12 protein-coding genes and 1 pseudogene are annotated in these 11,081 nt (G+C 65.8%); 1 reads left to right on the top strand and 12 read right to left on the bottom strand.

Annotated features, from left to right (window positions below; all coding sequences use genetic code 11):
- Positions 1-21: 21 nt before the first annotated feature.
- The 10 genes and pseudogenes from CQ039_RS05360 to CQ039_RS05315 all read right to left on the bottom strand — a co-directional run.
- Positions 22-516: pseudogene (locus tag CQ039_RS05360) on the bottom strand (methionine ABC transporter permease); the annotation flags it as partial.
- Positions 516-1,505: a methionine ABC transporter ATP-binding protein gene (locus tag CQ039_RS05355; RefSeq protein WP_105564936.1), complete on the bottom strand. Its 990-nt coding sequence runs from the start codon at positions 1,503-1,505 to the stop codon at positions 516-518. The gene CQ039_RS05355 and the pseudogene CQ039_RS05360, both read right to left, overlap by 1 nt.
- Before the next feature lies 1 nt (position 1,506).
- Positions 1,507-1,905, bottom strand: a complete 399-nt coding sequence (locus CQ039_RS05350) for an iron-sulfur cluster assembly accessory protein (protein ID WP_105564937.1) — start codon at positions 1,903-1,905, stop codon at positions 1,507-1,509.
- 10 nt (positions 1,906-1,915) lie between these two features.
- On the bottom strand, positions 1,916-2,317 hold the full coding sequence (locus CQ039_RS05345) for an SUF system Fe-S cluster assembly protein (protein ID WP_105564938.1): 402 nt from the start codon (positions 2,315-2,317) through the stop codon (positions 1,916-1,918).
- A gap of 5 nt (positions 2,318-2,322) precedes the next feature.
- A complete protein-coding gene (locus CQ039_RS05340; protein ID WP_105564939.1) occupies positions 2,323-3,576 on the bottom strand; it encodes an aminotransferase class V-fold PLP-dependent enzyme in 1,254 nt (417 codons plus the stop codon).
- Complete coding sequence (gene sufD, locus CQ039_RS05335) at positions 3,555-4,574, bottom strand: Fe-S cluster assembly protein SufD (RefSeq protein WP_105564940.1); 1,020 nt, start codon at positions 4,572-4,574, stop codon at positions 3,555-3,557. The genes CQ039_RS05340 and sufD overlap by 22 nt, the downstream gene beginning before the upstream one ends.
- Entirely contained in the window at positions 4,571-5,320 is a 750-nt protein-coding gene (gene sufC, locus CQ039_RS05330; RefSeq protein WP_105564941.1) for a Fe-S cluster assembly ATPase SufC, read from the bottom strand. The genes sufD and sufC overlap by 4 nt, the downstream gene beginning before the upstream one ends.
- Before the next feature lie 9 nt (positions 5,321-5,329).
- On the bottom strand, positions 5,330-6,796 hold the full coding sequence (sufB, locus tag CQ039_RS05325) for a Fe-S cluster assembly protein SufB (protein WP_105564942.1): 1,467 nt from the start codon (positions 6,794-6,796) through the stop codon (positions 5,330-5,332).
- A gap of 3 nt (positions 6,797-6,799) precedes the next feature.
- Entirely contained in the window at positions 6,800-7,936 is a 1,137-nt protein-coding gene (locus CQ039_RS05320) for a cysteine desulfurase family protein (RefSeq protein WP_105564943.1), read from the bottom strand.
- Positions 7,933-8,403: an Rrf2 family transcriptional regulator gene (locus CQ039_RS05315; protein WP_105564944.1), complete on the bottom strand. Its 471-nt coding sequence runs from the start codon at positions 8,401-8,403 to the stop codon at positions 7,933-7,935. The genes CQ039_RS05320 and CQ039_RS05315 overlap by 4 nt, the downstream gene beginning before the upstream one ends.
- A gap of 161 nt (positions 8,404-8,564) precedes the next feature.
- Between CQ039_RS05315 and CQ039_RS05310 the strand changes: the two genes are divergently transcribed.
- Entirely contained in the window at positions 8,565-9,215 is a 651-nt protein-coding gene (locus CQ039_RS05310) for an alpha/beta hydrolase (protein WP_105564945.1), read from the top strand.
- A gap of 7 nt (positions 9,216-9,222) precedes the next feature.
- Here the strand turns inward: CQ039_RS05310 and CQ039_RS05305 are convergent, their stop codons facing one another.
- Both CQ039_RS05305 and CQ039_RS05300 read right to left on the bottom strand, forming a co-directional pair.
- Positions 9,223-10,200, bottom strand: coding sequence for a TerC family protein (locus CQ039_RS05305; protein WP_105564946.1), 978 nt, complete (start codon positions 10,198-10,200; stop codon positions 9,223-9,225).
- 139 nt (positions 10,201-10,339) lie between these two features.
- The gene (locus CQ039_RS05300; protein WP_105564947.1) at positions 10,340-11,035 is read right to left on the bottom strand and encodes a DUF6624 domain-containing protein; all 696 of its coding nucleotides are present in this window, start codon (positions 11,033-11,035) and stop codon (positions 10,340-10,342) included.
- Positions 11,036-11,081 lie beyond the last annotated feature (46 nt).

Below are 11,081 nucleotides of genomic sequence, written 5' to 3'. Positions count from 1 at the left end.
CATCGCCCTGGTCAGCTACACCGCCATGGCGGTGTAGCTGACCAGGGCGATGGCCGTGACCGTGGCCCCGGCGATGATGCCCGGCATGGCCTCGGGCAGCAGGGCCCGCGTCACGATCTGGAAGGTCGAACCGCCCATGGCCTGGGTCGCCTCGACCACGCCCTTGTCCACTTCGCGCAGGGCCGTTTCGACCAGGCGCGCATAGAAGGGCGCAGCGCCCACGACCAGCGGCGGGATGGCCCCCGCCACGCCCAGTGACGTGCCGACCAGCAGCACCGTCACCGGCAGCATGACGATCAGCAGGATGATGAAGGGCACCGAGCGCAACACGTTGACGATCAGCGACAGCACGGCGTTCAGCACCGGATTGGCCGCCAGCCGCCCCTTGCCCGACAGATAGAGCAGCACGCCCAGCGGCACGCCCAGGATTACCGTCAGCACCAGAGACCCGCCCAGCATCAGCAGGGTATCTAAGGTGGCGCGACCGATCTCGGCCCAATCGACGTTGTCGAACATCAGACGCTCTCCACCTTCACGCCGCGCGCGGTCAGTTGCGCCACAGCCGCCTCGGCGTCGCCGCCGGTGAAGGCCACGACCAACTGGCCATAGGGCTCGCCCCGGATGCGGCTGATCCGCCCCGACAGGATCGAATAGTCCACGCCGACCGAACGTGCGACACGGCTCAGCTCCGGCTCATAGGTCGAGGCGCCGCGGAAGGTCAGCCTGGCCAGACGCGCGCCGACCGGCACGACCGAGGCGTCGAACGCTTCTTCGCCCTCGGCCAGCATGGCGCGGGTCACAGGGTGCTGGGGGCGCAGGAAGACGTCGGCCGTCGCGCCCTGCTCCACGATCTTGCCGTCCTTCAGCACCGCCACCCGATCACAGACGCGGCGCACCACCTCCATCTGGTGGGTGATCAGAACGATGGTCAGGCCCAGATCGCGGTTCAGCCCGTCCAGCAGGGTCAGGATGTCCTCGGTCGTCTCCGGGTCCAGGGCGCTGGTCGCCTCGTCGCACAGCAGGACGCTGGGACCACAGGCCAAGGCGCGGGCGATGCCGACGCGCTGCTTCTGACCACCCGATAGCTGGGCGGGATGCTTCCTGGCGTGTTCGGCCAGACCCAACTGTTCCAGCAACTGCGCCGTACGCGCCTTCACCTCGGCCTCGGGCCGTCCTTCCAGCCGCAGGGGAAAGGCGACGTTGTCCTCGATGGTCTTGGCGTTCAGCAGATTGAAATGCTGGAAGATCATGCCGATCCGACGCCGCGCGGCGCGCAGCTCCGCGGGCTTCAGCGCAGTGATTTCCTGATCATCGACAAAGATGCGGCCTGCGTCCGGCGTCTCCAGCCGGTTGATGGCGCGGATCAGGGTCGACTTGCCGGCGCCGGAACGTCCGACCACGCCGAACACCTCGCCGCGCCCGATGCTCAGGTCCACGCCGTCCAGCGCCGTGCGCTCGCCCGCCGCGCTGCGATAGCGCCGGGTCACGCCTTCCAGTCGGATCATGTCAGTCGGCGTCCAGAGCGGCGGCGGGGATGATGGTCACGCTCTCGCCGCAGCCGCAGGCGTCGGTCTCGTTCGGATTGCGAAAGACGAACTTGGACGCCAGCTTGGTCGTCTCATAGTCGATCTCGCTGCCGATCAGGAACAGCACGGCCTTGGGCTCGATCAGGATGGTGACGCCCTTATCCTCGACCACCTCGTCCAGCGGCTCGATCTGCTCGGCATAGGCGAAGGTATATTCCTGCCCGGCGCAGCCGCCGTTCTTCACCCCGACGCGCAGGGCGACGTAGTCCTTCTCCGCGTTGGCCATGATCTCGCGCACGCGCTCGGCTGCGGCGTCGGTCAGGGTCACGGCCTTGGGCCGGGGGCGGCGCGGTCGGGCGGCGGTCTGAAGCTCGGTCATCGCTACGTCCTCAGAACATGTTCAGGGCCAGCTTGGCCTCATCGCTCATCTTGGAGGAATCCCACGGCGGGTCGAACACCAGGTTGGCCCGCGCGGACTTCACGCCCTCGACCTTCATCACCGCCGCCTCGACCCAGCCCGGCATCTCGCCGGCCACGGGGCAGCCCGGCGCCGTCAGCGTCATCTCGACCAGAACGTCGCGGTCGTCGGACACGTCGACCTTGTAGATCAGGCCCAGCTCATAGATGTCGACCGGGATTTCCGGGTCATAGACGGTCTTCAGCGCCTCGATCAGGTCGTCGGTCAGCTTGTCGAGTTCGCCCTGAGACAGGGCGCTCTTCTGCGGCTCGTCCCAGCTGGCGGCAAAGGCGTCGCTGTCGCTGATGGCGGTTTCGGTCTTGGCGTCGTCCATACTCGTCACACGAAGAAGTTCCGCGCCTTGATCAGCGCATCCACGAAGGCGTCTGTATCCTCCACGGTGTTATATAGGGCGAAGGAGGCGCGCGTGCTCGAGGTCACGCCCAGTCTTTTCGCCAGCGGTTCGGCGCAGTGCAGACCGGCCCGCACGGCGACGCCGTAACGGTCCATGATCTGCGCCACGTCATGAGCGTGCGCGCCCTCGACAGCAAAGGTCAGCAGCGCGCCCTTGCCTTCGGCTTCGCCCAGGACCCGCAGCCAATCCGCGTCGACCAGCCGCGCGCGGGCGTGGTCATAGAGCGCCATCTCGTGCGCGGCCACGGCCTGACGGTCAAAGCCCGACAGCCATTCCAACGCCGCGCCCAGACCAATGGCCTCAAGAATCGGGGGCGTGCCGGCCTCGAAACGATGCGGCGGCTTGGCGTAGGTCACGCGGTCCTTCTCGACCGTCTCGATCATCTCGCCCCCGCCCTGATAGGGCGGCAGGCTCTCCAGAGCCTCGGTCGTGCCGTACAGGGCGCCGACGCCGGTCGGGCCATACAGCTTGTGGCCGGTGATCACATACCAGTCGCAGCCGACCGCCTGAACGTCCGGCGTGGCGTGAACCGCGCCCTGACAGCCGTCGACCAGGACCCGTGCGCCGGCCGCGTGGGCCAGTCGGGTGATCTCGGCGATCGGGTTGATGGTGCCCAGCACGTTCGACATGTGGGTGACCGCGACGACCTTGGTCCTCGGCCCCAGCAGTTCGGCGTAGGCCGCCATATCCAGCGAGCCGTCGTCCTTGATCGGCGCCCATTTCAGCACCGCGCCCTTGCGCTCACGCAGCAAGTGCCAGGGCACGATGTTGGAGTGATGCTCCATCTCGCTGACGATGATCTCATCGCCGGGTTCAATGCTCAGGCCCACGCCGTTGGCGACCAGATTGATCGCCTCGGTCCCGCCCTTGGTCCAGACGATGTTCTCGCCCGAGGGGGCGTTCAGGAAGCGGGCGACGATCTCGCGCGCCGCCTCGAACGCCTCGGTCGCCTCGTTCGACAGGGTGTGCAGGCCGCGGTGGACGTTGGCGTAGCTGCCCTCCATCGACGCTGTCAGGGCGTCGATCACCGCACGCGGTTTCTGCGCCGAGGCGGCATTGTCCAGATAGACCAGAGGCTTGCCGTTCATCTGTCGCGACAGGATCGGGAACTGCGCCCGCGCGGCGTAGGGGTCAAAGCGGTTCACAGGCACGCCTTTCAGAGTCTGGCCGTCAGCCATGCGCGCACAACCTCCCTGGCCGCCTCGTCCTCGATGCGGTCGATGACCTCGAACAGGAAGGCCTGGACCAGCAGGGCGCGGGCCTCGTCGGCGGGAATGCCGCGCTGCTGCATATAGAAGAGCGCGCTTTCATCCAGCGTCCCCACCGTATTGCCGTGCGCGCACTGCACGTCGTCGGCATAGATGATCAGTTCGGGCTTGGCGTCGATCTCGCCGCGCTCAGACGCGATCAGGGCGTTGTGGGCCATGCGAGCGTCGGTGCCGTCCGCCCCGCGCTCGACGACGATCTTGCCCTGAAACACGCCGCGCGCCGTGTCGTGAACCACGCCCTTGGTCAGTTGGCTGGTCGTGCCGTCGGCGGCCAGGTGATCGACCACAGTGGTCAGGTCGGCGTGACGCGAACCCTTCAGCAGATAGAGGCCGTCCAGACGCGCATCGGCGCCCTCGGCCCCGTGGCTCAACTGCGTCTCGATGCGTTGCAGCTTGGCGCCGGTCGTCACGATAGTCTGGCGATAGCGACCGCCAGCCTCCAGCCGCACCTCGGCGTTGGTCACCGAAATGGCGTCCTCGGGCTCCTCGATCAGGACGATGCGCGTGACCTCGGCTTCGCGCGCGACATCAATCTCGACCTTGTTGTGGGCGACATAGGCCGAACCCTTGCCCTGATGGGTCTCCAGCAGCAGCAGCCGCGCGCCGGGCCGCGCAACGATGCGCGCCGAGGCCGTGTGGCCTGTGCCTACCGCGTCGGACAGGAAGCGAAGACGCAAGGTCTGCACGCCCGAGGCGATGAAGTCGGTCACCCCGACCGGGCGGCCGTTGGCGAAGACGATCGCCTCGCCACCCAGGTCGTAGAACGGCCCCGGAGCCCCGACCAGCGCCGTGCCGGATGGCTCAGGCGCTTCACGAAGCCAGCGCTTCAGGTCGCTGTATTTCCACGCTTCCGTGCGCCGCGACGGGAAGGTCTCGGCGTTCGTCAGGTCGATCTGGACGGCGCTCACGCGGCGGTCGGCAGGAACTTGTCGTATCCTTCCGCCTCCAGCTCCAGCGCCAGTTCAGGACCGCCCGAGGCGACGATGCGGCCGGCGGCCAGGACGTGCACCTTGTCCGGTTTGATGTAGTCCAGCAGGCGCTGATAGTGGGTGATGACCAGCATGGAGCGGTCGGCGCGACGCAGGGCGTTCACCCCCTCCGACACGATGCGCAGGGCGTCGATGTCCAGACCCGAGTCCGTCTCGTCCAGGATCAGCAGCGACGGCTCCAAAAGGGCCATCTGCAGGATCTCCATCCGTTTCTTCTCACCGCCGGAGAAGCCGACATTCAGGGGCCGCTTCAGCATATCGAAGTCCATCTTCAGCGCCTGCGACGCCGCCTTGACCTGCTTCAGGAAGGCGGGGGCCGAGACTTCCTCCTCGCCGCGCGCCCGCTTCTGGGCGTTCAGCGCCGTGCGGATGAAGGTCATGGCCGGCACGCCGGGGATCTCCATCGGATACTGGAACGACAGGAAGACGCCCGCCGCCGCGCGCTCGGCTGGGTCCAGACCCAGCAGGTCCTGACCGTTCCACGAGGCGGAACCGTCCGTGACCTCATAGCCGGGACGGCCCGACAGGCTGTAGCCCAGCGTCGACTTGCCGGCCCCGTTCGGCCCCATGACGGCATGGACTTCGCCCGCCGGCACTTCGAGCGTCAGGCCCTTGAGGATCGGCTTGTCAGCGACCGAGACGTGGAGGTTGTTGATCTTCAGCATTGTTCTTCTTTACCCGACCGAGCCTTCAAGGCTGATCGCCACTAGTTTTTGCGCCTCGACGGCGAACTCCATCGGCAGCTTCTGCATCACGTCGCGGACGAAGCCGTTGACCAGCAGGGCCACCGCCTCCTCTTCCGACAGGCCGCGCTGCTGGGCGTAGAAGAGTTGATCTTCCGACAGGCGGGTCGTCGTCGCCTCGTGCTCCAGCTGGGCCGAGCCGTTGCGGGCCTCGATGTAGGGGATGGTGTGCGAGCCGCACTCCTTACCGATCAGCAGGCTGTCGCACTGGGTGAAGTTGCGCACGCCCGTCGCCTTGGGGTGTACCGAAACCAGACCGCGATAGGTCGAGTCCGACTTGCCCGCCGACACGGCCTTGGCGATGATCCGTGACTTCGAGTTCTTGCCCAGATGGATCATCTTGGTGCCGGTGTCGGCCTGCTGATGCCCGTTGGTGATGGCGATGGAGTAGAACTCGCCCGAGCTTTCCTCGCCCTTCAGGATGCAGGACGGGTATTTCCAGGTGACGGCCGAGCCGGTCTCGACCTGGGTCCAGCTGACCTTTGAGCGGTCGCCGCGGCAGTCGGCGCGCTTGGTGACGAAGTTGTAGATGCCGCCCTTGCCCTCAGCGTCGCCCGGATACCAGTTCTGAACCGTCGAGTATTTCACCTCGGCGTCGTCCAGGGCCACGATCTCCACGACCGCCGCGTGCAGCTGGTTCTCGTCGCGCATCGGCGCGGTGCAGCCTTCCAGATAGGAGCAGTAGCTGCCCTTGTCGGCGATGATCAGGGTCCGCTCGAACTGGCCGGTCTGGCTGGCGTTGATGCGGAAATAGGTCGACAGCTCCATCGGGCACTTCACGCCCGGCGGGATGTAGACGAACGACCCGTCCGAAAAGACCGCGCTGTTCAGCGCCGCGAAATAGTTGTCCGACACCGGCACGACCGATCCCAGATATTGTCGCACCAGATCAGGATATTCGCGTAAGGCCTCGGAAATCGGCATGAAAATCACACCCACCTTGGACAGCTCCTCCTTGAAGGTGGTCACGACCGAGACGCTGTCGAACACGGCGTCCACGGCCACCTTGGGTGCGCCCTGAACCCCCGCCAGCACTTCCTGCTCCTTCAGCGGGATGCCCAGCTTCTTGTAGATTTCCAGAATCTCGGGATCGACCTCGTCCAGCGACTTCGGCCCCTCCTTCTGCTTCGGCGCGGCGTAGTAGAACAGCGACTGATAGTCGACCGGCTCATACTTCACCGCCGCCCAGGTCGGCTCTTCCATCGCCAGCCAGCGCTCATAGGCGGCCAGACGCCATTCCAGCATCCATTCCGGCTCGCCCTTCTTCTCGGAGATGAAGCGGATGATGTCGGCGTTCAGGCCGCGCGGCGCATATTCCGTTTCGATGTCCGAGGTGAAGCCATGCTCGTACTTCTCCAGCGCGGCGACAGCTTCGACAGTTTCCTTAACAGCAGCCATGACTTACGCGACTTCCTTCACGCGCTCAGACAGGCGCGCTTGATGCTTGTTCCAGGCGGAGACCCAGGCCTCGGCGAACCGATCCCAGTCCCCCTGCGTCGTGCCCCAGCCGCCAGAGACGCGCACGCCTCCGGTCGCCAGATGATCCAGACCCATGGCGCTGATCGCCTTGGACGGCTTGACCTTGCCCGACGAACAGGCCGAGCCGGCCGAAACCATGACGCCGACCAGATCCAGGGTGATCAACTGCTGCGGGCTGTCCCAGCCCTCGACCGCCATGAACAGGGTGTTGGGCAGGCGCTCGACGGCGCCACCGATGATGGTCGCACCCGCCGCCTTGACCTTGGCTTCCGCCGCGTCGCGCCAGACGACATGAGCCACGGCCTCGTCCAGATCGCGCGCCGCGCAATCGGCCGCGGCGCCGAAACCGGTGATGCCCGGCACGTTCTCGGTCCCGGCGCGCAGGCCGCGCTCCTGACCCGCGCCATGCAGGATGCGCACGGCGGCGACGCCTTCCTTGAGCACCAGAGCGCCCACGCCCTGCGGTCCGCCCAGCTTATGCGCCGACAGCGTCAGGCTGTCCGCGTCCAGCGCCCGCATATCGACCGCGACCTTGCCCGCCGACTGGATGGCGTCGACGTGCAGCCAGCCGCCCGCCGCGCGGACCAAAGCCGCCGCCTCGGCGATGGGTTGGATCACGCCGCTTTCATTGTTTGCATGATGGATGGCGACCACGGCCCGGCCCGGACGCTTCAGCGCCTCGGCCAGCCAGACCAGATCGACCACGCCGTTCACGTCAACCGGCAGCACCTCGACCGGAACGCCGCTGACGGCGGCCGCCTCGGCCACGCAAGGATGCTCCGTCGCCCCGACGATCAACCGCTCGCAGCCCGCCGCCAGGGCGCTGACGACAGCCTGGGCGTTGGATTCGGTGCCGCCCGAGGAAAAGACAACGGCAGTCGGATCAGCCCCGACCAGCTCGGCCACCTGGGCCCGCGCCGTCTCGACCCGCGCCCGCGCCCGACGCCCGGCCGCGTGAACCGCCGACGGGTTGCCGTTGTCAGCCAGGGCCTTGGCCATGATTTCCTGAACTTCGGGCCGCACCAGACCCGAGGCGTTGTAATCCAGATAGATGCTCATGCTGCCGCCTCCATGCCTGCGACGGCCGGCGCTGCGCCCATGCGCGCCTGACCGGTGCGGTTCTGGATCACGTCCTCCAGACTGACGCTGGCGAGATAGCGATGAATCTCTTGCCCCAGGTCTTCCCACAGGTGGTGGGTGATGCAGCGTTCGCCCTTGATCATGCAGCCCTTGGGCGAGCCGGCGCCGACGCAGCGGGTGGCGCGGATCGGCTCATCGACCGCCAGAACGATCTCGGCCACGGCGGTCTCACAGGCCTCTCGCGCCAGTCGATAGCCGCCGCCGGGGCCGCGCACGCTCTTGACCAGACCGCTTTTACGCAGACGCGCAAACAGCTGCTCCAGATAGCTGAGAGAGATTTCCTGGCGCGTCGCGATCTCGGCCAGCGACACCGCCCGGTCCGCGCCGTTGCGCGCCAGATCGGCCATCGCCATCACGGCGTATCGTCCCTTTGTCGACAGGCGCATAGAAAGCCCTCAAAAATTTCACGCTTTTCGGGGCTCATGTGTTAGAACCCGCGCCCTCGCAGACAAGTGCGCCACGCTGAGCGGACTTAGAAAGTCCTACTGCGTTGGTCAAGTATTGTCCGCCCGCGAAACGACAGTTGAAGACAGGATTCCGCTGATCCATGCCTGAAGTCATTCTTCCCGGCGCCTCGGGCCGCATCGAAGGCCGCTATTCGCCCGGCAAGCGCCCCAATGCGCCGATCGCCCTGATCCTGCACCCGCACCCCAAGGCGGGCGGGCACATGAACAACCCGGTGGCGGTGACGCTGCACCAGCTGTTCGTCCAGCGCGGCTTCGCCACCCTGCGCTACAACTCGCGCGGCGTCGGCAAGTCGCAGGGCGAGTTCGACAGCGGCATCGGCGAACTGGCCGACGCGGCCACGGCCCTGGACTGGCTGCAGGCCAACAACCCCGCCGCCACCCAGACCTGGGTCGCCGGCTATCAGTTCGGCGCCTACATCGGCATGCAACTGCTGATGCGTCGCCCGGAAACGGACGGCTTCATCTCGGTGTCGCCGCCGTCGAACATGTACGACTTCAGTTTCCTGGCGCCCTGCCCGGCCTCGGGTCTGTTCCTGCACGGCACCGCCGACACCGTCGTGCCGCCGGTCGAGGTCGAGCGCGTGGTCAACAAGCTGCGCACGCAAAAAGGCATCGTCATCGACTACGAACTGGAAGAGGGCGCCAGCCACTTCTGGCAGGACCACATCGGTGCTGTCGAGCGTCGCGTCGGCGCCTATCTGGACAAGCGTCTGGAAGAAAAGCCGGCCTGATCGGGCCTCATGTGTCGACCCGGGTTTCGGCCCGGGTCTTCCACATCGACCACAAAATGCCCGCGGCCAGGATGGCGGCCGTCACGCCGAGCGAGATCGCCGGCGGAAACTTCTCCAGCCCCATCAGCGGCGCGGCGATGACCTTCCCCCCGATAAAGACCAGCAGAATCGCCAGCGCCTGCTTCAGATAGGCGAAGCGGTGGATCACCGCCGCCAGGGCGAAATACAGCGCCCTCAAGCCCAGAATGGCGAAGATGTTGGACGTGTAAACGATGTAGGGGTCCGTCGTGATCGCAAAGATCGCCGGCACCGAATCCACCGCAAAGATCACGTCGGCGAACTCGATCGTCACCAAGGCCAGGAACAGCGGCGTGGCCCGCCAGTCCCATCGTCCCGCCGCATCCTCCTCGCGCACGAAGAACCGCGCGCCGTGCAGTTGCTCCGTCACCGGCACCCGCCGGATCAGCCAGTTCATCAGGCCGCGCCCCGTTGTGGCGTCTTCCTTGGGACTGGTCGCGATCATCCGGCCCCCGGTGAAGATCAGAAAGACCGCAAAGACATAGAGCGCCCACTCATACCGGCTGACCAGGGCCGCTCCCGCCGCGATCATCACCGCCCTCAGCACGATGACGCCCAGCACGCCCCAGAACAGCACGCGGTGCTGATGCAGGCGCGGAATGCCAAAGGCGCTGAAAATCATGGCGATGACGAAGACATTGTCCATCGCCAGGCTCTTCTCGATGGCGAAGCCGGTCAGGTAGTCCAGCCCGCTGTCCGCCCCCAGCCGCACCCAGACCCAGATCCCGAACAACAGGGCGACCGCAATATAGAAGGCTGAAAGCAGCAGGCTTTCGCGCACCCCGATCTCGTGCGCCTTGCGATGCAGGACGCCCAGATCAAAGGCCAGCAAGGCAACCACGATCACCAGAAAGGCCGCCCACATCCATGCGGGCTTGCCCATCCACTCGACTGTCAGGAACTCCATCGGGACCTCTGGACCGCATCAGCCGCCGACGTCCGAACGGACGACCGGCGCGGCCCGACATCACGACCAAGATCGCCAGAGGGGCCCGGTCCGCTGTGCCTAGAACGCGAAACTGACCGGGACGTTCAGAACGCTGTCCTCAGGGGCTACAGGGCGGATAGTGCGCGAAGTTGGTTTCATACTCCGCCAGCGTCTGGCGGAACCCCATTTCGGCTCGCCGCTTGTCGGCGTTAACGGGGTCCTCAAGGTTTTCACGATCAATGGCCCAGCGACCGTCCTTGCACGCCATCTGCGTGCCGTAGCGCTGCGGACGCTGCTCGTTGATGGCCAGACGGTCGTACATCAGGCCGAACTGCTGCCCATCAACTTCACCCGTCGCAACTAGCGGCTCAAGAACCGGCACGAAGCGACGCCATTGCTCAAGGTCAGAGTGTTGAATGATGAGAAAGGCGGTCTGCGACGGCCCTTCGCCATATCGGCTTTTATAGAACCACCCCTCGGGGGGCAGCATCTTCAGCAACGCGTCCAGATTGGCGTCATCGACAGCACTTTGCGCCGCCCACATGGCGCCCTCAGCCGCCTTTGCCTGATCCAAAGGCAGGTCGCTCAGATCCACGTCTTGCATGGCCTCGCGGCCGATCTGATCCAACCGATACATCCGCAGGAAGCGCTCGGTATCGTCAGCTGGCGGCGGGGCTTCAGCCTGACGTTTTTGTTCGTCTGCCAGGACCGCCAAGACAGGCGCGATCTTGGCACGTGCTTCGGCATCAAGCACGGTAGATGGGGCTGCTAGCCCGACCTGAACCAAGGCCAGCACAAATACGAAAGCTATCATCAGCCCCTCCCTTTCGGGATTGAAGCTGTAGATTTCAGGCAGAATT

This window comes from Brevundimonas sp. MYb52, from assembly GCF_002979535.1.
In the GTDB taxonomy this organism is placed as follows: domain Bacteria; phylum Pseudomonadota; class Alphaproteobacteria; order Caulobacterales; family Caulobacteraceae; genus Brevundimonas.
The sequence above is the reverse complement of the archived record's forward strand: the minus strand, read 5'-3'. Positions and strand labels throughout refer to the sequence as shown.